Source organism: Brachybacterium sp. GPGPB12 (genome assembly GCF_038396325.1).
Classification (GTDB): Bacteria; Actinomycetota; Actinomycetes; order Actinomycetales; family Dermabacteraceae; genus Brachybacterium; species Brachybacterium conglomeratum.
The window spans coordinates 2,974,143-2,994,577 of sequence record NZ_CP149573.1 but is presented as its reverse complement, the minus strand read 5'-3'; the positions used below and the strand labels follow the sequence as shown (position 1 = coordinate 2,994,577).

19 protein-coding genes and 4 pseudogenes are annotated in these 20,435 nt (G+C 69.2%); 15 read left to right on the top strand and 8 right to left on the bottom strand.

Translation table 11 applies throughout. The features are described from left to right. Positions 1 to 84: 84 nt before the first annotated feature. Together WKH84_RS17480 and WKH84_RS17475 are read right to left on the bottom strand one after the other, a co-directional pair. Positions 85 to 384 carry a CPBP family glutamic-type intramembrane protease gene (locus WKH84_RS17480; protein WP_341854574.1) on the bottom strand — a complete coding sequence of 100 codons (300 nt, stop codon included), beginning with the start codon at positions 382 to 384 and terminating at the stop codon, positions 85 to 87. Positions 385 to 595: 211 nt separating this feature from the next. After that, the gene (locus WKH84_RS17475; protein ID WP_341854573.1) at positions 596 to 745 is read right to left on the bottom strand and encodes a hypothetical protein; all 150 of its coding nucleotides are present in this window, start codon (positions 743 to 745) and stop codon (positions 596 to 598) included. A 120-nt stretch (positions 746 to 865) separates the two neighbouring features. Between WKH84_RS17475 and WKH84_RS17470 the strand changes: the two genes are divergently transcribed. Further along, complete coding sequence (locus WKH84_RS17470; protein ID WP_341854572.1) at positions 866 to 2,035, top strand: NAD(P)H-binding protein; 1,170 nt, start codon at positions 866 to 868, stop codon at positions 2,033 to 2,035. Positions 2,036 to 2,186: 151 nt separating this feature from the next. Here WKH84_RS17470 and WKH84_RS17465 read toward each other — a convergent pair whose 3' ends face one another. Then, a complete protein-coding gene (locus WKH84_RS17465; RefSeq protein ID WP_341854571.1) occupies positions 2,187 to 2,996 on the bottom strand; it encodes an MFS transporter in 810 nt (269 codons plus the stop codon). Positions 2,997 to 3,426: 430 nt separating this feature from the next. Between WKH84_RS17465 and WKH84_RS17460 the strand changes: the two genes are divergently transcribed. From WKH84_RS17460 to WKH84_RS17450, 3 genes are read left to right on the top strand one after another with little or no spacing between them, the layout of a single operon-like run. Next, positions 3,427 to 3,666 carry a hypothetical protein gene (locus WKH84_RS17460; protein WP_341854570.1) on the top strand — a complete coding sequence of 80 codons (240 nt, stop codon included), beginning with the start codon at positions 3,427 to 3,429 and terminating at the stop codon, positions 3,664 to 3,666. A 38-nt stretch (positions 3,667 to 3,704) separates the two neighbouring features. Continuing rightward, positions 3,705 to 3,980, top strand: coding sequence for a hypothetical protein (locus WKH84_RS17455; protein WP_341854569.1), 276 nt, complete (start codon positions 3,705 to 3,707; stop codon positions 3,978 to 3,980). After that, positions 3,977 to 4,228, top strand: coding sequence for a hypothetical protein (locus WKH84_RS17450; RefSeq protein WP_341854568.1), 252 nt, complete (start codon positions 3,977 to 3,979; stop codon positions 4,226 to 4,228). The genes WKH84_RS17455 and WKH84_RS17450 overlap by 4 nt, the downstream gene beginning before the upstream one ends. Positions 4,229 to 4,381: 153 nt before the next feature. Here WKH84_RS17450 and WKH84_RS17445 read toward each other — a convergent pair whose 3' ends face one another. Continuing rightward, a complete protein-coding gene (locus WKH84_RS17445; protein WP_341854567.1) occupies positions 4,382 to 4,639 on the bottom strand; it encodes a metal-sensitive transcriptional regulator in 258 nt (85 codons plus the stop codon). A gap of 139 nt (positions 4,640 to 4,778) precedes the next feature. Here WKH84_RS17445 and WKH84_RS17440 point away from each other — a divergent pair. From WKH84_RS17440 to WKH84_RS17425, 4 genes and pseudogenes are all read left to right on the top strand, one after another. Continuing rightward, positions 4,779 to 5,667, top strand: a pseudogene (locus WKH84_RS17440) (sulfite exporter TauE/SafE family protein). Positions 5,668 to 5,720: 53 nt separating this feature from the next. Beyond that, positions 5,721 to 7,162, top strand: a pseudogene (locus WKH84_RS17435) (MBL fold metallo-hydrolase). Beyond that, a complete protein-coding gene (locus WKH84_RS17430; RefSeq protein WP_341854566.1) occupies positions 7,159 to 7,749 on the top strand; it encodes a rhodanese-like domain-containing protein in 591 nt (196 codons plus the stop codon). The pseudogene WKH84_RS17435 and the gene WKH84_RS17430 overlap by 4 nt, the downstream one beginning before the upstream one ends. Before the next feature lie 142 nt (positions 7,750 to 7,891). Beyond that, the gene (locus tag WKH84_RS17425) at positions 7,892 to 8,056 is read left to right on the top strand and encodes a hypothetical protein (RefSeq protein WP_341854565.1); all 165 of its coding nucleotides are present in this window, start codon (positions 7,892 to 7,894) and stop codon (positions 8,054 to 8,056) included. 99 nt (positions 8,057 to 8,155) lie between these two features. Here WKH84_RS17425 and WKH84_RS17420 read toward each other — a convergent pair whose 3' ends face one another. Then, positions 8,156 to 9,361: a plasmid pRiA4b ORF-3 family protein gene (locus WKH84_RS17420; RefSeq protein WP_341856947.1), complete on the bottom strand. Its 1,206-nt coding sequence runs from the start codon at positions 9,359 to 9,361 to the stop codon at positions 8,156 to 8,158. Between the two features lie 1,256 nt (positions 9,362 to 10,617). Here WKH84_RS17420 and WKH84_RS17415 point away from each other — a divergent pair. From WKH84_RS17415 to WKH84_RS17385, 7 genes and pseudogenes are all read left to right on the top strand, one after another. After that, positions 10,618 to 10,938, top strand: coding sequence for a nucleotide pyrophosphohydrolase (locus WKH84_RS17415; protein WP_341854564.1), 321 nt, complete (start codon positions 10,618 to 10,620; stop codon positions 10,936 to 10,938). Beyond that, positions 10,925 to 12,205, top strand: a pseudogene (locus tag WKH84_RS17410) (DNA/RNA helicase domain-containing protein); the annotation flags it as partial. The gene WKH84_RS17415 and the pseudogene WKH84_RS17410, both read left to right, overlap by 14 nt. Beyond that, positions 12,132 to 12,686, top strand: coding sequence for a DNA/RNA helicase domain-containing protein (locus WKH84_RS17405; protein ID WP_341856946.1), 555 nt, complete (start codon positions 12,132 to 12,134; stop codon positions 12,684 to 12,686). The pseudogene WKH84_RS17410 and the gene WKH84_RS17405, both read left to right, overlap by 74 nt. Positions 12,687 to 12,995: 309 nt before the next feature. Then, the gene (locus tag WKH84_RS17400) at positions 12,996 to 13,457 is read left to right on the top strand and encodes a transposase family protein (RefSeq protein ID WP_341854563.1); all 462 of its coding nucleotides are present in this window, start codon (positions 12,996 to 12,998) and stop codon (positions 13,455 to 13,457) included. 87 nt (positions 13,458 to 13,544) lie between these two features. Beyond that, complete coding sequence (locus WKH84_RS17395; RefSeq protein ID WP_341854562.1) at positions 13,545 to 14,819, top strand: IS21 family transposase; 1,275 nt, start codon at positions 13,545 to 13,547, stop codon at positions 14,817 to 14,819. A gap of 30 nt (positions 14,820 to 14,849) precedes the next feature. Further along, positions 14,850 to 15,662 (top strand): IS21-like element helper ATPase IstB, encoded by an 813-nt coding sequence (istB, locus tag WKH84_RS17390; RefSeq protein ID WP_341854561.1) that lies wholly within the window; start codon positions 14,850 to 14,852, stop codon positions 15,660 to 15,662. A gap of 66 nt (positions 15,663 to 15,728) precedes the next feature. Beyond that, positions 15,729 to 16,665: pseudogene (locus WKH84_RS17385) on the top strand (ISL3 family transposase); the annotation flags it as partial. Positions 16,666 to 16,718: 53 nt separating this feature from the next. On the opposite strand, the gene WKH84_RS17380 reads toward WKH84_RS17385, so the two are convergent. The 3 genes from WKH84_RS17380 to WKH84_RS17370 all read right to left on the bottom strand — a co-directional run bounded on the left by WKH84_RS17380 (position 16,719) and on the right by WKH84_RS17370 (position 20,347). After that, positions 16,719 to 19,664 carry a helicase-related protein gene (locus WKH84_RS17380; protein ID WP_341854560.1) on the bottom strand — a complete coding sequence of 982 codons (2,946 nt, stop codon included), beginning with the start codon at positions 19,662 to 19,664 and terminating at the stop codon, positions 16,719 to 16,721. Continuing rightward, a complete protein-coding gene (locus tag WKH84_RS17375) occupies positions 19,607 to 19,990 on the bottom strand; it encodes a hypothetical protein (RefSeq protein ID WP_341854559.1) in 384 nt (127 codons plus the stop codon). The genes WKH84_RS17380 and WKH84_RS17375 overlap by 58 nt, the downstream gene beginning before the upstream one ends. Positions 19,991 to 20,143: 153 nt before the next feature. Continuing rightward, positions 20,144 to 20,347 (bottom strand): hypothetical protein, encoded by a 204-nt coding sequence (locus tag WKH84_RS17370; RefSeq protein WP_341854558.1) that lies wholly within the window; start codon positions 20,345 to 20,347, stop codon positions 20,144 to 20,146. Positions 20,348 to 20,435 lie beyond the last annotated feature (88 nt).

Here is a 20,435-nt window from a genome sequence, read left to right as displayed (position 1 = left end):
GGTCCCGCATGGTGGGAGCGCCCCGAGGACGAGCGCCGCCGCCAGGCCGCGGACCGACTCGCTCGGCTCGAGCGGCTGGACGCCTCAGCCCGCGATGCCGACACGGACGACGACGGCGGGGAACAGTCCCACCATGGTGAGCGTCCAGAGGGCGTGGACGAAGAGCGCCCCGGCGAGTGAGCCGGAGGTCTCGCGGGCCCACATCGCCACCGGTCCCAGCAGGAGGGCCATCACCGCGAGAGCAGGGCCGCCGGTGCACAGCGTGACGAGGGCGTACACCGCGGTGGGGACCACCCAGCGGGCCGAGCCGGTGAGCGGCCGAGGCGCCGCGCCGCGGAAGAACACCTCTTCAGCGGCGCCCGCCACCAGTGCGACCGCGAGCACACCCCAGCGTCCGTCGGCCGCTGCGGCGACGGGGCCGGCCACCGACGGGGCAGTGGCCGGGATACCGGCCAGGACCAGCCCGCCCGCCAGCGAGGCCGCGGCCAGGCCGACGCCCGCGCGGCCACCGCGACCTTCGGTGCGAGCCCCGGGGCCCGGCCGGCGAGATCCGAAGGTGCCAGGCGCATGATCAGCGACCCGCCGACTGTCCAGGTCAGGGCGATTCCCAGTGCCCAGCCGGCGACGGTCCCCGGCCCCCGCCCTCGGCGCGCAGCGACGCGGCCAGGAGCGGCGCAGCCACCACGACGGCGAGGCCGGCCACCCACCACGCGCCGGGACGGGAGGCGGGAGGTTCGGGGCTCATGCGCCTAGCGTACGAGGCCGCTCGCCGCGCCGGGGCGAGGCGGGTCTTGCTCGAGGGCGCCGGCTCGTATAGACCTGAGGCACGGCTCGCGGCACGGGAGCACGGACACGGAGGTAGATCATGCGCGTTCTCGTCATCGGAGCCGGGGGGTATGTGGGGAGCCGGCTGATCCCCGCACTGCTGGAGGACGGGCATCAGGTGGTCGCCGGGGCCCGGGATCTCCACAAGCTCGACGCCTTCTGGTGGGGCGACGCCGTCGACAGGGTCGAGCTGGATGCGACCGGGGACGACTCCGTGCGTGCCGCGATCGCGGCGGACCCGTCGCTGGAGGCGGTGGTCTACCTGGTCCACGGCATGGGAGGAGACGACTTCCGGGAGGTGGATCGCGCCGCCGCGCAGCGCGTGCGCGCCGCCGTCGACGCGTCCGAGGTGAAGGTCCTCGCCTACCTCTCGGGAATCATCCCGGACGTCCCCCGCGAGGAGCTCTCCGAGCACCTGGCCTCCCGCCTCGAGGTCGAGGAGGAGCTCTCCGCGGCGCGATGCCGCTTCGTGGGCCTGCGGGCCGCAGTGGTGCTCGGCGCGGCCTCGACCAGCTTCGAGCTGATGACCCAGCTGGCCCACCGACTCCCGGTGACCGTGTTCCCGGACTGGATGGACCATCTGGTCGAGCCGATCGCCGTGGTCGACGCCGTCGCCGCGATCCGGGCCGCTGTGACCACCGAGAGCGCCCACGGCGTGTACGACATCGGTGGGGGCGAGGTCATCGCCTATCCGCAGCTCGTCCAGAAGGTCCTCGAGCTCACCGACCAGGAACGGCCAGGGTTCTCGGTCCCGGTGATGCCCCAGGCCCTGGTCACGGCGGTGGGATCGTGGCTCTCCGACATCCCCGCCCCCACGGTCACCGCGCTGATGGAGAGCCTGCGCGAGGACATGGTCGCGCGGGACGAGCGGTGGCTCTCCGAGCTCGCTGCCGGACGGCCATGCGGCGCGGGTGACGATCGACGAGGCCCTGCGCCGAAGCCTGGCCGCACCGGACGTGAGCCGCGCACCCCGGGAACGAGATCCGCTCGCGGTCATGCCCGGCGATCCCTCCTGGGCGACCAACGGCGAGGGTCAGGAGCGGGTGCTGGAGTTCAAGCAGGACTGATGTGCACGGGCCGGCTCGCGACGACCCCGGCGACGAGTCGCCCGACCAGCACCACGCACAGCACGATCAGCGGCACGGCCCAGCTGTCGGTCGCGGCGTGGAGCGCGCCGATGCCGAGTGGGCCGAATCCGGCGACCAGGTAGCCGAAGCCCTGCGACACCGTCGAGAGGTGGCCGGTCAGGTGCGTGGTCGGTGAGCGCCACACGATGTACGTCAGCGAGAGGCTGATCGAGGCGCCGAGCCCGAGGCCCAGCACCGTCATCCACGCCACGGCTCCGCTGGCGGGCGCGATGATCAGCCCGAGATAGGCGGCGCAGAGGAGCAAAGACGGCCACGACGGGCGGCGACCACGTCGGCCGCATCCGTGCGGCGAGGGTCGGCGCGAGCAGGGCGGCGAGCGCGGCGGGGAAGGCGGAGTAGGCGATCATGCCGCCGGCGGCGGTCACGTCCATCCCGGCGTCCTGCAGGATGGTCGGCACCCAGGTCACCGTCGTGTAGTAGCTGACGCTCTGCGGCCCCATGAACCCGGTGACGGCGATGGCGGTGGGGTCGGTGAGGATCGCTCCCAGCGGCGAGCGGCCGTGGTCGACCGGGGCGTCGGCGACCGCACTGCCGGAGCGCAGGCGTCCGGGCGAGCGGAGCGACTGCCGCGACCACACGAGAAGGGCCAGCCCGGCCGGGAGCGCCCAGATCGCCAGCGCAGCCGCGCCAGCCGCCGCCGAGGACCGGCGACAGCGGCGCGGTCAGCCCGGAGGCGAAGGCCGCGCCGACGAACAGCGACATCGTGTACAGGCCCATCATCAGCCCGGCGCGGTGGGCGAAGTCCTGCTTGATCGCCGCGGGCATCACGACGTTCCCCACCGCGATCGCGGAGCCGACGAGCACGGTGCCGGCGAACAGGGCGGTCATGCTCGGCTCGTGCCGCAGCAGGTTCCCCGTCGCGAGGACCAGCGGCACGAGCCCGAGCAGTCGGTGCATGCCGAGCCGCCGGGTCAGGCCCGGGGTGAGGAACGCGAACGCCCCGAACACGAACACGGGGATCGTGGTCAGCAGGCTCACGACGGTCGCCGACAGGCCCAGCGAGGCACGGATCTCGCCGATCACCGGTCCGATCGCGGCGACGCCGATGCGCAGGTTCAGCCCGATCAGGATCAGTCCGACGCCGAGCAGCTGCAGCGGCCGCGCGGCCGAGGGGTTTCTCGGCGGGCTCGCGCACCTCCGCAGGGGCCGGCGGCGCGCCGGTGGGGACGGGGAACGTCTCCTCCGTGGCGGTGTCCGTGGAGCCGGTCGTCATGGGGGCCTTGCCGATCACGAGGGGATGGGAGGAGTGCCGGCCCCGGCGGGCCGCCGCACTGCGGGACGCCGGAAGTCGGTCACTAGTTGCAATCTACGCCCCTTGGTTGGCGGATATGCAACCCTCCTCCGGAATCGGGCGGGCCGCGGTGTGGCGTGCCGTGTTCCCGGTGTTTTAGCGGGAGGTGCGCCGGTCCGGCGGGGGCGTGGATCTGTCGGATCCCCGCCCTACTCTCACCCCATGATCATGATCCTCGGCGACGAGCCGCCGGAGCCGTACGACCAGCCGCGCGGCACCTGCCCCGTGTGCGGTTCGCCCCAGGTGATCCACCATCCGCTCGGCGGTCCGGACCCGCGCCTCGACGAGGAGGATCCGCCGTGGGTCCAGTGGCAGGGGTGCGTCCTGGCCTTCAGCGACCGGACGTGCGAGGACTGCGGTGCCGGGTGGAACGTGGAGAGCGACGAGGACGAGGAGGAGTGAGGGAGCGCTGATCCCGGCATCCGGCTCCGGTCCGGCCGGTGGATCTGCTGGTCAACAGCGCCGGCTTCGGGTCGCCGCTCGACTTCGAGCGCAACGACATCGAGGACGAGGCCCGGCATCTGCGCCTGCACGTCGAGGTGCCGATGCGTCTGATGCACGCCGCGCCGCCGGGAATGCTCGAGCGCCGCTTCGACACGATCCTGAACATCGCCTCCGTCTCCGCGGTGATGCCCCGCTTCACCTACGGCGCGGTGAAGAACTGGCAGGTGCAGTTCTCCCGCTGGGCCAGCGGCGCCTACAGGGTCGCGGCGTGACCGTCACGGCGGTCTGCCCCGACTACACGCACACCGACTTCCACGCCCGGCTGGGCCTGCCGCGCGGCGAGGAGGGGATCCCGGACTGGCTGTGGCTGGAGGCGCCGCGGGTGGTCGAGGAGTCGCTGCGCGATGCCGAGCGGGGCAAGGCCGTCTCCGTCCCGAGTCGGCGCTACACCGCGATCTGGACCGCCGCCCGTCTCGCCCCCTCAGGGCTCATGGCACGGCTCGCCGCGCGGGGGCGATGAGCGAGGCGGCTCCCGGGGAGTGCCCGTCGGCCGCCGCTCCCAAACACGGCGCTCCGAGCCGATGTCGGCACCCGTCGCCGCGAGAGAACGGCGAGGCGAGCCCGGAGTGTCTGCTGATGGGGCGTCGGGGGGCGTCGGGTCGCACCCCGCCTCTCATGCGAGCGTGAGGAACAGCTTCTCGAGCTCCTTGCGGTCCAGGTCCTTCTCCGGGCTGGTCATGCACTGCTCCATTCCGCTGGCGATGATCGCGAAACCGGCGCGGTCCAGCGCCTTGGAAACGGCGGAGAGTCGCGTGACGACGGCCTTGCAGTCCTTGCCCTCCTCGATCATCCGGGTGACGGCCGCGAGCTGTCCCTGGGCGCGCTTGAGGCGGTTGACCACAGGGGTCATGTCGTCGGGGTTCAGGTCCATGGCGCTCTCCTCGGGTCGGTTCGCACGCCCCAGACTATACCCCCAGGGGTGTCTTGCATACCCCCTGGGGTATGTGGCAGGCTCGGCGGCGGAGGCGGTCGCGCCGCGAGCCTCCGACCCACCTCTCGAAAGGCCCCTCGTGACACCCACCCTCGCGCTCACCCTGCTCGCTGGCCGTGCTCATCGGAGTCTCCCTGGGACTGCTCGGCGGCGGGGGCTCGATCCTGACGGTGCCGATCCTCGCCTACGTGGCGGGACTTCCGGCCAAGGAGGCGATCGCCGCCTCGCTCGTCGTGGTCGGCGTGACCTCGGCCGTCGCCGCCGTCAGCCACGCCCGCGCCGGCCGGGTGCGGTGGCGCACCGGGGTGAGCTTCGGGGCCGCCGGGATGGCCGGGGCCTTCCTGGGCGGGCTCCTCGGAGGACACATCCCGAGCACGGTGCTGATGGTCGCGTTCGCACTGATGATGATCGCGACGTCGGTCGCGATGCTCCGGAGCCGACGGGGCGCGCCCGCGGAGGAGGGGCCAAGCCGGGAGCCGTCCGCGGGCAGGATCGTGCTCGAAGGGCTCGCAGTGGGCCTGGTCACCGGGCTCGTCGGCGCGGGCGGCGGCTTCCTGGTGGTACCTGCGCTGGCGCCGCTGGCCGGACTGCCGATGCCGGTCGCCGTGGGCACGTCGCTGGTGGTCATCGCGATGAAGTCGTTCGCAGGGCTCGCCGGCTATCTCACCTCCGTCTCGCTGGACTGGGCCCTGGTGGGCGGGGTGACGCTGGCGGCCGTGCTCGGCTCCCTGCTCGGCGCGCGAGCGGCAGGCCACCTCCCCGAGCGGGCGCCGCGCACGGGCTTCGGGGTGTTCGTCCTCGCCATGGGGGCTCTCGTCCTCGTGCAGGAGCTCCCGGGCGCCGCCGGCGCCGTCGTCGGCGGAGTCGTGGCGCTTCTCGCCCTGCTCGCCGCCGGATGCTGGATGCTGGTGTCGTCCTGTCCGCTGCGCACCGCCCGACCCGCCTCGCATACCCCCCGGGGTACCTGATACCCTCGGGGGTATCCCATTCGCTGTTTGTCCGCACACCCACTGGAGGAACGATGCTTCTCGAACGGATCTATGACGAGGACCTGTCCCAGGCCGGCTACTTCATCGGCTGTCAGGCGCAGAAGGAAGCGCTGGTGGTCGATCCGCGGCGCGACATCCAGGTCTACCTCGACCTCGCCGCCCACCACGGCATGACGATCACCGCCGTGGCAGAGACCCACATCCACGCCGACTTCCTCTCCGGCACCCGCGAGCTCGCCGCCGCCACCGACGCCACGGCGTACGTCTCCGGCGAGGGCGGCGAGGACTGGCAGTACGGCTTCGAGGCCGAGCGCCTGCACGACGGCGAGTCGATCCAGCTGGGCAACATCACCGTCACCGCCCGCCACACCCCGGGCCACACCCCCGAGCACCTCAGCTACCTGGTCACCGACGGCGCCTTCGCCGACGAGCCCGGCTACTTCCTCACCGGCGACTTCGTGTTCTCCGGGGACCTGGGCCGCCCGGACCTGCTGGACGAGGCCGTGGGCATGGAGGACACCCGCTTCGCCGGCGCGAAGCGGCTGTTCGCCTCCCTGAAGAGCGCGTTCCTCACCCTCCCCGATCACGTGCAGGTGTTCCCCGGCCACGGCGCCGGCTCCGCCTGCGGGAAGGCGCTGGGTGCGCTGCCCTCCACCACGGTGGGCTACGAGCGGAGGTTCGCCTGGTGGGGCCCGTTCCTGGAGAACGACGACGAGCAGGGCTTCATCGACGAGCCGCTGGACGGCCAGCCCGACGCCCACGCCTACTTCGCCCGCATGAAGCGGCAGAACACCGACGGCCCCGCCCTGCTGGGCGAGCGCCCCGCCCCGCGCGAGGTGGCGACCGGGGAGCTCTCCGGCGGCCTCGCCGACGGCTCCCTCGCCCTGGTGGACACCCGTCCCGTGGCGGACGTGCATGCGGGCACGGTGCCCGGCGCGCTGTCGATCCCCTCCTCGGCAAGGCCGCCACCCACATCGGCTGGGCCTTCGACCCCGAGGCCGACGACGCCCAGCTGGTGGTGCTCGCGCCCGACGCGGCCACCGCCGCCGCCTACAACGACCACTTCGTGCGGGTGGGCGTGGACGCGCTCACCGGCTACATCCCCTCCCTGGACGGGCTGGAGCTGTCCGCCCCCGCCACCGTGGCCCCGGCGGACCTCGCCGCGCCGCGCGCGCAGGAGCCGGATGCGCACCTGCTGGACGTGCGCACGCGCACCGAGCACGCCGCCGGCACGGTGGACGACGCCGACCAGCTCTCCGCCGGCAAGGTGCTCTTCCACCCCGACGACCTGCCCGCGAAGGACGCCGGGCGCCTGATCACCTTCTGCCAGTCCGGGTCGCGCAACTCCGTGGCCGCGGCCGCTCTGCGCCGCGCCGGCTACGACGTGGTGGAGCTGGAGGGCAGCTACGCCGGCTGGTCCCGCTGGGCCGCCGCACAGCACGACCTGGGGACCACCGGAGCGGACGCCCGATGACCGCCACCCCCACCACTCGCACCGTGACCCCTGCCGAGCTCGCCCACCGCCTCAGCACGGACCCCGAGCTGATGGTGATCGACGTGCGCACCCCCGGCGAGTTCGAGACCGTCCACATCCCCGGCTCCCACAACGTGCCGCTGGATCTGCTCACCGCCCACACCGACACGCTCGCCGGCCGCATGGGCGAGCACGTGGTGCTGGTGTGCCGCTCCGGCGCCCGCGCCGGGAAGGCCTGCGAGGCGCCGCAGCAGTCCGGCCTGGAGGACATCGACGTGCTCGACGGCGGCATCGCCGCCTACCAGGACGCCGTGGGCGGCGTGAACCGCAGCGGCGGCCGCTGGGCGATGGACCGCCAGGTGCGGATGACGGCAGGCACCCTGGTGCTCGCCGGCACCCTCGCCGGGCGCCTGGTCCACCGACGCCTGGGCCTGGTCGCGGGCGCGATCGGCGCAGGGCTCACCTACTCGGCGCTCAGCGACACCTGCGCCATGGCCGCGGTGCTCGCCAGGATGCCGTGGAACCGCACGGCCGACACCCCCACCGTCGAGACCGCCCTGGTGCCCGGCGTCGTCGCGGCGCGCTGAGGCCACCCGCCGAGGTCACCCGCCCCGCGCCGGAGCCCGCCGCTCCGGTGCCGGGCGGCCTCCCCCCCCCGGGGCGCGCCGGACCGTGCCCCGCACCCCGCTCACACCCCTCCTCTCTCACCTCTCACCGAAGGAGCACGCCATGTGCCGAGCCACCACCTGCAACACCTGCGGCAAGACCACCTGGGCCGGCCGCGGCCAGCACGTCGACCAGGTCATGAAGGACATCCGCCCCGCCGACCGCTGCCCCGGCCACGCCGAGGCGGCTCCGGAGAAGGGCTTCTTCGCCCGGTCGCTGGGTCGCTGAGGCCGCCACCGCTTCGCCCTCCTGCAGGGCGACCGCGTCCTGGCCGCTGACCTGCATCCACACGATCTGCTTCGCCAGCCCCTGACCCGACACCGCGGCTCAGCGGGTCAGCGCCTCCCGGGCAAGGGAAGTCGCCTCCGGGGAGAAGCAGAAGCCCCGCTCGCTGAGCCGCGAGGTCACGGTGCCGGTGTTGGCGAGCAGATGCCAGGCAGGCAGGTCGAGGATCTCGCCGGCCGTGACGGGGCCGGACTCGCTCGGTCCGATGATCGCGGTGAGGACGCGCGTGATCTCGACCATCGGCGCCGGCAGTCCCGGTTTGGTCGTCGCGACGTAGGTCAGGAGCACCACCTGGGCGAGCTCCTCGGTCTCGTACCTGCTCGGGACGAGGGAGTCCAGGAAGAGCTCTCGCACATTGCCGGTCCGGTAGTACGCCCTGGCGCGTCGGGTGAGCAGGAGGGCGCCCTTGTGCTTCCGCAGGATCCCGGCGCGCCGCAGGGAGGAGCGGAACATCTGCAGCGGGACGGCGTGAACCTCGCGGTTGTTCATGCCGATCCAGTCCGCCATCTGGGGCAGGACCGCGCTCGCTGCCTCGACATCGGCAGGACGCAGGTAGCCGGCGCCGGTCAGCGGGATGCCGCCCTCGGCGTCGGCTCGCTCGAGGAACCAGGTCAGGGCGCGCAAGGCCGACTCGACTGCGCTGTCCGGGAGCGGGGCGAGCGGGGCGCCGAGCAGCAGAGCTCGGTCCATCAGGTCCTGGCCAGCGCGGGCGCGGCCGATCAACGTCAACGGCTCGACGAGGAGCGCGGGCACGACGTCGTCCTCCGGGACGGTCAGCATCGTCGTACCCGACCAGAGCTCCAGATCCAGGGCCGCGACGTCGAAGAACGCCGGGTCCTCCAGGAGGGCCTTCAGGTCCTCCTCGTCTCGCAGCCCGCCGCAGTCCTCGGGCGGGGCCGCGCGTCTCCCGCCCGTGGCACGGGCCGGCGCATCGCCCTCCTCCGCCTCTCGCACGGACTCGACGACGATCCCGAGATCCCAGCCGTCGCCGTAGTCGTAGAGGTACTCCAGGGTGTCGCCCTCGCTCTGCAGCAGTTCGCCGAGCCGCACCTCGCCGGCGGGGATCCCGTCCGGATCCTCTCCCTCCTCTACGTCGAACTCGCACAGGAACTGCCGCGCGTCCTCATCGAACGGGGCGCCGCCGGCGGCGAAGCGCCACAGGTGGTAGCCCGCCCAGCCGAAGGCGGTCTGGAGCACGGTGTGCACATCCTCGAGGGAGAGATCGCTGCGCGCTCGAGGCGCCGCCAGATCGGTGGGGTCGAGCGGTGGAGGTCGACGCGGACGGTGAGGACCTGGACGGCCGACGGTTCAGGCCGGCGGCGATCGGCGGTCTCGGGCGGGTGGCCGAACACCTCATGGTCGAGACCAGCGGTCAGCTTGCGGAAGCGAGCGAGGATGTCGTCCTCGGCGTCGTCGGTGGAGGGCATGAGGTGATCGTAGATCGAAGATGTCGCCACCGTGGTTGCCCGCTTCCGCCCCATACGGGCCGGCAAATTCTTACGATCTGGACATGACCCGGATTCCATCGTCTCTCCTCGAGGCCCTCGACCGCTGGCAGGGTGGCGGTTACCCGCCGCAACCTAGATTTCTCTGGCGCCCGGCCACCTGGGAACGACGGTTCACGAGAGCTGACGCGTCCACCCTCGAAGGGATCGATCTTGCACAGGCGGTAGGCGCGGTCTCCGAGGCGACGCAGGCGGCCGAGGACGGGAGGCTTCACCGCATCGATCGCACGATAGTCACTTCTCTCCATGCGCCCGAGATTCTGATGCCTGGCGATGGTGAACACGACGCACGAGCCGTGGTCACGGCCTTCCTCGCGGCAATGATTTGGGGGTACGGCACTACCGGATACGGTCCCTATCGCACGTCTCGGGTTCTCGCATCCGACCCTGACGTCGTGAAGCACCTGATCGACGTCGCATCTCGTGCACAGGGGTCCCCCAACGGTGGGGAGGACGCCTTCCGGCACATCGCAGAACATCGGGGCCAGGCGGACTACCTCAAGTACCTCGGTCCTGCGTTCGGGACGAAGTTTCTCTACTTCCTCACTGCCGCTTCCGAGGTCGCAGATACGACGCCGGTGATGGATGCGGTGGTGCGCCGCTGGTTCCGTTCGGAGGCAGACATCTCACTGACCACTGGATCGTGGGATACCGAGAGCTACCAGACGTACATCGGTCGCCTCGATGAGTGGCGGGAGCAAATGCCCACCGGCCGCGGCGGCAACCGACTCGAGCGCGTGGATCTCGAGTCGCTCATCTTTTCTTTGCGAGCGCGCGCGGGGACGACATCACGTGGGAGCTCCCCAACGAATCCCCCACTGTCGACGAACTGCTCGTCCTCCTGCGCCCCGATGTCGACTCCCTCGCAGAGAAGAGTGGCTCCCCGGAGGGCCCCGAACTTCTCCGCCGGCTCAGCGACTGGGTGGCCGAGAAGGCCATCGCGAAGTGAGCGCCAGATTTTGTGCGCTCTCTGTCGAGACCGCTTGCTAGCGTGAGGTCATGACCAGCGACTCCGTGATGGACACCCTTCGAGCGTTCGCCGCCGAGCGCGAATGGCACCAGTTCCACACCCCGGAGAACCTCGCGAAGTCGATCTCGATCGAGGCCGCAGAGCTCCTGGAGTGCTTCCAGTGGGGTCCTGACGCGGACAGGGACGAGGTCGCCGGCGAGCTCGCCGACGTCCTCACCTACGCACTCCACCTCGCAGATCAGCTGGACCTCGATCCCGAGGAGATTGTCCGCGCGAAGCTCGAGCGCACGAGGGTGAAGTACCCGGTCGAGAAGGCCAAGGGACGGAGCACGAAGTATGACCGCCTTTGAGATCGAGGAGCTCCGCTTCACCCCGGAGTCCGTCGAGGAGACGCGAAGCCGACTCCCCCGGTTCTCCAACTGGCCCGTCGTCTACCTCATCGAGGACGGCCGCGACATCTACGTGGGCGAGACCGGCGGCGCCGACCGCCGTATGCGCCAGCATCTGAAGTCCGAGCAGAAGGGGCACCTCAAGGAGGTGCGCATCGTGTTCGACGAGCGTTTCAACGGTTCCGCCTGCCTCGACCTCGAGTCCCTGCTGATCCGACTGCTGGGCGGCGACGGCAGGTTCCAGGTGATGAATCGCAACGAGGGCATCACCAACCAGGACTACTTCCAGCGCAGCGAGTACAACGACACCTTCAAGGAGATCTTCGAGGAGCTCCGCTCACGCGGGTACTTCGAACGGTCGATCCCCGAGATCGAGAACTCGGACCTCTTCAAGCTCTCCCCGTACAAGGCACTCAACACCGAGCAGGGCGTCACCGTGCTCGACATCATGGAGGGACTGGTCGAGGACCTCCACCACCCCGACGTGCACACCCTCGCCGCGATCCAGGGCGATCCCGGGACGGGCAAGACGATCGTCGGGATCTACCTCATGAAGCTCATGCGCGATCTCGCCGACTTCGATCCCACCGACGAGGTGGAGGGCGATTCGATGTTCTCGGACCTCTTCGTCGAGGGGAACCGCGAGCTGTTCCGCGATCTGCGGATCGGTCTCGTCATCCCTCAGAAGTCGCTGCGCCAGTCCATCAACAGGGTGTTCCGAAAAGTGCCGGCCCTGCGCGACGCTCAGGTGCTCACCCCCTACGACGTCGCGGACGCCGATGAGGACTTCGACGTCATCGTGGTCGACGAGGCGCACCGTCTCACCCAGCGCGGCGCACAGGCCCACGGCACCCTCACCAAGCGGTACGGCGAGATCACACGGCGGCTGTTCGGGAGTGACGACCATTCGATCAATCAGCTCGATTGGATCCGCAAGCGCTCCCGCCACACAATCCTGCTGCTCGACACGGCGCAGAGCGTCCGCCCGATCGACATCGAGGCAGAGGTGTTCGAGCGGGTGCTGGCCGAGGCGCACGATCAGAAGCGGCTCTACCCGCTGGACACCCAGATGCGCGTGAAGGGCGGCAAGGAGTACCTCGAGTTCGCCCGAGCTCTGATCTCCGACGACCCACCCACGTCCGTGCCCGATCTCGGTGACTACGAGTTCGAGCTGTTCGACGACCTCGGGGCCATGCATCAGCGGATCCGCGAGCGCGACGCCGAGCACGGCCTCGCCCGACTCGTCGCCGGCTACGCGTGGAGATGGCGCAAAGAGGAAGAAGAGCGGCCTGCACGACATCGAGCTGGACGGCGTCGCACTGGACTGGAACGTCTCCGACGTGGACTGGATCGCCTCGAAGACCTCCCTCGAGGAGGTGGGCTCGATCCACACCGTGCAGGGCTACGACCTCAACTACGCCGGCGTGATCATCGGCGGCGACCTGCGCATCGATCCCGGAACAGGCCTGCTCGTCGCCGATCGCAAGAACTACTTCGACGCCAAGGGCAAAGCCAGCAACCGGACCCGAGGGCAGACAACCACGGACAACGATCTGCCGCGATACATCACCAATGTCTATCGCGTGCTTCTGACGCGGGGGATGCGGGGGACGTATGTGTTCGCGGTGGACGCGGAGCTACGAGCTAGGCTAAGAAACATCGCCAGCGCTCACCTAGCAGGACAACATCACCAAAAGAGTCGGCTTTGAACTCAGATCGAAACCTCCGAAATTGACGCACTTTCAATCTACCTGTCGTCGAGTCGCCGAAACTCAACCACGGCGGCCACCACCGCATTCATTCGGGAATCGCGATCAATCAGATACTTTAGCAAAGTTGCGACGGCCGCAAGGACGGTGGCCCCGAGGATCGATTCGACTGCACCGCCACTGAGGCCGATAATCGGCTCTTCAGAGTTGAGTGTGGGCGCGCCGGTGATGCGGGGTAGCTGGGGATAGACGTCGAGGTCCCCGATGATGAGCGGACTCTAACCTCTGCTCGCACCAAGGACCTCGACGATGCCCAACCATAGTTGCGTATGCCCTGACGCGCTTGACCGCCGCGACCGATGCGACGTTCTCCTGGACTTCCCTGGCCTTCATCTGGTGGCCGTCTCGAAGGCCCGGGCCGGACTGTTGCTTGAGGTTGAGTCCTGCGATCCAGTGGCCGGATGCCCTGGCTGCGGTGTCATCGCCACTGGTCACGGCCGAGTGGTGGTCGAGATGATCGACGCGCCATGGGCTGGCCGACCGGTGCGGATTCGGTGGCGCAAGCGCCGCTGGATCTGCCTCGAGCGCGTTTGCGCGGTGACGACCTTCGCCGAGCAGAACCCGGAGGTCTGTGCACCGCGTGGCCTGCTGAGCACGCGCGCGATCCGCTGGGCGATCGGCCAACTCCGGCGCGAGGGAGTGATGACGCTCGCTGAAATTCCCCAGTTGTGCTCACTGAAATTCCCCAGTCTGGGTCGCTCCGTCGCATGAGGCGGGCCTCCCTGGATGCTGGTGGTCTCTGACCACTCACCAGCCTTCCAGGGAGGCCCGACGCTCATGCTCTCAGAGAGGAGCGGCGTGGACATCCACGCTCTGCACCGGCAGGGAATCACGATCAGCGAGATCGCCCGACGCACCGGCCATGACCGCAAGACCATCCGTTCCTACCTCCGCGGTGATCGCGAGCCCGGGGTCCGCAAACCTGCCGCCCCGGACGTGTTCGAGCCGTTCACCGACTACGTCACCGCCAGGCTGATCGAGGACCCGCACTTGTGGGCGGTGACGCCGCTGGACGAGCCGCGGCCGCTGGGGTTCGCGGGCTCCTACCAGTCGCTGACCCGTCAGATCCGTGACCGGTCGTTGCGGCCGGCCTGCCAGGCCTGCGCTCACGTCACGAAGCGTCCCAACGCGGTGATCGAGCACCCACCCGGGGAAGAAACCCAGTTCGACTGGCTCGAGCCGCCCGACGCACCCGAGCAGTGGGGCTACCCCCGGAAGGGCGCGTATGTGCTGGTGGGGTCACTCGCCCATTCCGGCGTCTGGCGGGCCGCTATCGCACCTTCGATGGACCTGCCCCACCTGTTGGCCGCGATGACGACCGTCGTGGGCCTGCTGGGCGGGCTGACGCGGGTGTGGCGGTTCGATCGGATGCGGACCGTGCTGGATCCCGCCACCGGAGACCTGACCGCGATGTTCTCCGCGTTCGCGAAGCATCACGGGGTCCGGGCCGTCGTCTGCCGGCCCCGCTCGGGAAACCGTAAGGGCGTGGTCGAGAAGAACAACCACACCGCCGCCCAGCGCTGGTGGCGGACTCTGCCCGATGAGATCACCGCGGAGCAGGCCCAAACCTCGCTTGAGAGGTTCGCGGCCCGGCAGGACGGCAGGCGCCGCGAGAGCCCGACCGGGACCACCACCGCAGCGGCGATGCGTGCTCAAGAGCGGCTCCGGCCACTGCCGCCGATGGCGTTCCCGGTGGTGGTGACCGAGCAACGGGGCGTCTCTCGGCAAGCCCTGATCCACTGGCGCGGCAACCGCTACTCCGTCCCTCCCGAACTCGCGATGGCCACGGTGAATGTTCATCAGCACCTCGGCGCGGACCATATCGAGATCACCACCACCTCCGGCGCCGCGGTGGCCCGCCATCGCTTGGCCGAGTCGGGCCTGGGCATCACCCAGCGCACCGATCAGCACGTCACCGCGCTGGAGACCATCGCACTGGCCTCGGCCCCGCCGGGACGGCCTCATCGCCGCAAGGAACGCATCCCACCCGGTGCTTGCGGCGCTGGCCGCCGCCCAGGTCTTGAATGGGCCACCGGCCCCGAATGCCACCGTGATCGACCTGGCCGCCTATGAGCAGGCCGCGAAGAACAGGAACACCCTGACATGACCACCACCTCACCCACCCCGACCCCTGCGAGCGTCTATCAACAGCTCAAGGGCCACCTGGACGAGCTGAAGCTCGCCGACGCCGCCGACGCCCTCCCCGGCATCCTGGACCAAGCCCAGACCGAGAACTGGACCCTCACCCACGCCCTGGAACGCCTGCTGGCGATCGAGGTCAGTGCCACCGAGAAGCGTCGCCTCGCGGGCCGGTTCCGGTTCGCGAACCTGCCCACCGGAGCCACGCTGAGCAACTTCGACCACGACGCCGCCTCCGGCATCGACCCCAACCTCCTGAACGAGCTGGGATCCTGCCGGTTCCTGGAGACCGCGACGAACGTCTTGCTCATCGGCCCGCCCGGAGTGGGCAAGACCCACATCGCCACCGGCCTCGGCCACGCCGCGATCAACGCTGGCTACCGGGTCTACTTCACCTCCGCCGCAGACCTCGCCGCCCGCCGCCACCGCGCCGCGATCGAGGGCAAATGGTCCACGATGATGCGGTTCTTCGCCGGCCCCACCCTGCTGATCATCGACGAGCTCGGCTACCTCCCACTGCCTGCCGAAGCGGCCTCGGCCCTGTTCCAGGTCATCAACCAGCGCTACCTGAAGACCTCGATCGTGATCACCACGAACCGGCCCGTCGGTGCCTGGGGCGAGATCCTCGGCGACACCACCGTCGCCGCCGCGATGCTCGATCGGCTTCTCCATCGCTCCGTCGTCGTCACCCTCGACGGCGCCTCCTACAGGCTCCGTCACCACGCCACCGCCGCCGAAGAAATCCGCCGCGCCACCACCGGCACGAACCTCCGCTAACCTAGCCCCGCGACCCGGGGAACTTCACCGAGCAACTCCGGGGAAAACCGATGAGCGCCATCAGGAGCGACGATCCAGGGCCTGGCCCGCCAGCTCGGCACGACCTGGAACACGCTCTGGTCCCAGGTCCGACCAGTCCTGACCCGGGCCGCGAACGACCCGGTCCGGTTCGAGGGCGTTCAGGTCCTGGGCGTGGACGAGCACATCTGGCACCACCGGGACCCGCGCCGGCGCGGACCGAAGGAGCTCACCGGGATGGTCGATCTGACTCGCGGCACCCACCCCATCGCCAGACTCCTCGACCTCGTCCCCGGCCGATCCGGCAAGGCCTACCGAGACTGGCTCGACGAGCGCGGCGACGAGTTCCGCAAGCGGGTCGAGATCGCCACGCTGGACCCGTTCCAGGGCTACAAGAACGCGATCGATGACCAACTCGAGGACGCCACCTGCGTGCTGGATGCGTTCCACATCGTGAAGCTCGCCGGGGCCGCAGTCGATGACGTCCGCCGCCGGATCCAGCAGGAGACTCTCGGCCACCGAGGCCGCAAGGGCGACCCCCTCTACGGGATCCGTCATGTTCTCCGCGCCGGACGGGAACGCCTCACGCCGCGCCAGCAGACCCGCCTGGCCAGCGCATTCGCGGCCCATCCCGATCACGTCGCGGTCGAGGTCGCCTACCAGTGCGCCCAGGACCTCCGAGGCGTGTTCCACCAGCCCACGCCCGCCCAGGGACGCCGCCTCGCCGAGCGACTGATCGCTGCGGCCGCCATCCTGCCCGATCCCCGAGATCGCCAGGCTCGGGAAGACCCTGCGCCGCTGGCGGACGGCGTTCCTGGCCTACTTCGACACCGATGGCGCGAGCAACGGCGGCACAGAGGCCGTCAACGGGATCATCGAACTCGGCCGCCGCATCGCCCGCGGCTTCCGCAACTTCGAGCACTACCGCCTCCGAATGCTCCTCATCACCGGCGGCCTCGACGCCTCACCCCACACACAACTCTGAAGAGCCACTTTACTTCCGGGTACCGACAGCGTGGGAACTGCTTGCGGCGCTCATCAGAACGGGTCCTGTCCCTGGTTCCACGTCTTCTCCCAATGACCGCGCATCCCCGTCGCGGCAAAGGACCCCAGCTCGGTCCCGGCGAAGGGGTTCGCCACGTAGCGGATCTCGTCGTGGTCGGGGCCATTCGGGCTGACCCGCACCAGCGCCAACCGGTAGCGGGGCTGGGCGTTCTTGCCGGTGAGCACTTCGTTGTGGGTGATGAAGAAGTCCTCCGCACCGGCGATCCGCCCCTTGACCTCGATCGTCACGGCGTGGCCGTCGGGCTCGATCGAGAGAATGTCGAAGCCCTTGTTGTTGAAGGCCTGCTCTTGTGGATCTCGACCGAGCCGGCGCTCGGCGCCCAGCACTGCATCAACGGCACGCCGCTCGACAGCCTTGGTCTCCTTGGCGTGCACCGGAGCATCAGCGGGCGACTCACTCTCCACCCAGGACAACGGGACAACCAGTGCCTGGACCGTCACCAGCGGCGGTGAGGCTTGCACGTGCGCTTGAGCATCCAACTGGCCCAGCCGTCGCTGCAGACGCACTTCCATGTCGCGGGCCTTGCGCGTCAGCGACGCCGAAGACTCTTTGACCTTCTGCCCAGCCTGCTCTCTCTGGCTCGCGCCGAGCGCCTCACTGTCCAACCGGTGGATCTCGGCCTGCAACCGCGACTCAACGGCCACGCGGGTACGAGCGATCACGGCCGTCTGCTGGTCCGTCACCTCACGGGTGTACTCGGGCAGGACGTGAGCGCTCAAGTGGCTGGCCGCGCTGTCCGCCGCCTGCCCGGTCCACGGAAGCGACCGAGCCCGGTCGGCTGTTTCACCAGTGGGAGCCGGGGCCAAGTCGAGATATGGCGCAGGCCCTGCGAGTGTCACGTGTCCATCCGCATCCGCGTACGCGTAGTGGAACTGTCGGGCAATCTTCTCCTGGGTGCCGTCAATCACCTCCTGAAGGACTCCGAGCAATAGGTGCGGTTCCTCGAGATCTGCAGAGATCAGGACAGTGCCTCGGCGCAGAGTGTCGCCCCACAGCTCTTCGGCGGCGTGCATGACTGCGTCATGGAGAGGATGTCCGGGCGCCAAGAGGTCTGCTCGGCCCAAGCGGGCGTCGTCGATCTTGTCTATGTCGAAGCACACCCGGCCATATCTGGTCGACACCGGCTCGCGATGCCCTCGCAGTGCCGCCGGGACATGGGTGATTTCGAAACGCCCCGTCTCCCTTCGTGACATGCGGCCGCCCATGGCGGTGAAGGCGCCGCGGAAGGCCATCTCGATGTAGTGGGGCTGGAGCCGCCGTGCCCTGGCCTCGTCCATGACTCGGCGCATCCGCTCCACCTCGTTGTCCGCCAGCACATCGCTGGCGAGAGCCCGCTCTTGGAGCGGCTCCGAGAGTCCATCGGCGACGCTCGCGTCGATGACCTCGTGCATGCGCTCCCTGGTCTCAGGGAGCTCGCCGTACTGGATGGCCTCGAGCAGGAGGGTGCGCAGGGAGGTCTTCTCGAAGGCCTGCCCCAGCACGTCGAAGACCTTGCCACCGTAAGCCTTGCGGCGCTCCTCGATCTTCTCCAGCAAGCGGTCGAAGACCTGGCCTTCACGGGTGTTCTGGGCGACGAGGTTCCACAGGCGGCAAACTTCCGTCTGGCCGATGCGGTGGATGCGGCCGAAGCGCTGTTCGATGCGGTTGGGGTTCCACGGCAGGTCGTAGTTGACCATGAGGTGGGCGGACTGCAAGTTCAGGCCCTCCCCTGCCGCGTCGGTCGCCAGGAGGACCCGGCACTCGGGGTTCTTCGTGAATTCCTCGGTGATACGGCGACGCTCCGGCCGCGGCACGCCACCGTGAATGGCCTCGACCGCCGTCGCCGATCCGATGACCGAGGTGATCCGCGTTCGCAGGTACTCCAAGGTGTCACGGTGCTCGGTGAACACGATCAAACGACGAGGCGTCGAGGCGTCAGGGGTCGCAAGGATCTCGTTGTCCTCGAGGATTGACCGCAGCTCGGACCACTTCACGTCCTTCTGGGATGCGCGCACGTCTGCGGCGATACCCACGAGCTCCTCGAGCTCAGCGATCTCGATCGTCAGCTCCTCGACCGTGCGGGCCGCGGTGGTCGCATCGACGAGCTCTTCTTCCATCTCCTCGAGGTCGTGGGCCGAGATGTCGTCTTCATAGTCGTCATCCCAGTCGATGTCCGTGGGCAGTTGTGCCTCGCGCACGCCGACGCCGTTCTCGAGGTCGTGCTTCTTGCGCTCCAGCCGTGCAACCCGCCGCTTCAGGGACTCGTGGATCGCGGCTGGACTGGACGCCAGCCGGCGCTGCAGCACGGTCAAGGCGAAACCGACGGTGTTGCGCCGCTTGCCCTCCAATTTCGCTGCTCGGTTCATCCCCTCGCGGACGTACTCAGTGACGCGCTCGTAGAGCTCCTGCTCTGCGTCCGTGAGTTGGTAGGGCACCGTCTCGGCGACCCGCTCGGGGAACAGGGGTGTGCCCTCGAAGGTGAGGAGGTCCTCCTTGATCATGCGGCGCATGTAGCGGCTGGTGTCGGTCTGACCGAGTCGCTTGCGGTACTTGCCGGCGAACTCGTCCCTGTCAAGGAGTGTCAGGAAGGCCTGGAAGTTCTCTTCTGATCCGGCGTGAGGAGTCGCAGTCATGAGCAGCAAGTGACGAGTGCGCTGACCGATCAGCTCCCCGAGAAGGAACCGCTTGGTCTTCTTCAGCTCGCTGCCCCACCAGTTGGCCGCCATGCGGTGGGCCTCATCGACGATGATCAGGTCCCACTCGCTCTCGGCGAGCTGGTCCTGCAGGTCCTCATTGCGGGCAAGCTGGTCCATTCGGGCGATGAGCAGGGGGTGCTTGTCGAAGACGGATGTGTGGAAAGACGCCTCGGTCATCTGCCGGGTCAGGATGTCGAAGTCGAGCCCGAACTTGAGGAAGAGCTCGTCCTGCCACTGGTCCACCAACCCCCGGGGGCAATGACCAGGCACCGCTTGACGTCGTCCCTCAGCAGCGCCTCCTTGATGTAGAGCCCGGCCATGATCGTCTTGCCCGCGCCCGGATCGTCGGCGAGGAGAAAGCGAAGAGGGGTCCGTGGCAGCGACTCGCCGTACACGGCTCGGATCTGGTGCGGCGGCGGCTGGACGTCGCTGGTCGCGAGCGCCAGCATCGGGTCGCTCAGTCCTGCGAGCCGGATCCGCTGTGCCTCGGCCGCGATCTTGAACTTCTCGGGATCGGCGTCGAACTGGGCGATAGAGGACTTGACGGGACGAAAAGGCGGACTCGTCACTGCGGAAGACCAGGCGCTGGGCCAACCGGCCTGCGCTGTCCTTGTAGGTGAGTTCCCGCGTGTCCGATCCGTGTGACTGCACAGCAAGCACCTGTACAGGTCCTGTCGGGACCACGCCTTCGAGAGTCGCTCCGGCGACGATCTCCTCCAACTTCATGAGATCTCCTCGGTCGTGGCGGGGGACGGGACGTCTTTGGTTTGGATGCGGCGAGCCAGGCGTTCACGCTCGGCCGCGATCATCTCACGGGCCAGCTCAGCCTCGGTGATATCAAATGCCTCTGGAGCGCTGTTCGCGGTATGGTCGGCTTTGGCGAACTCGTCAAAGAACCGCCGCTTCTCGGCAAGGATCTCGACCATCTTCGCGGTCCATGCCCGCGTCGGAGGTGCTCTCCATTCACGAGGCTTTTCAGAGTTGAGTGTGGGGTGAGGCGTCGAGGCCTCCCGC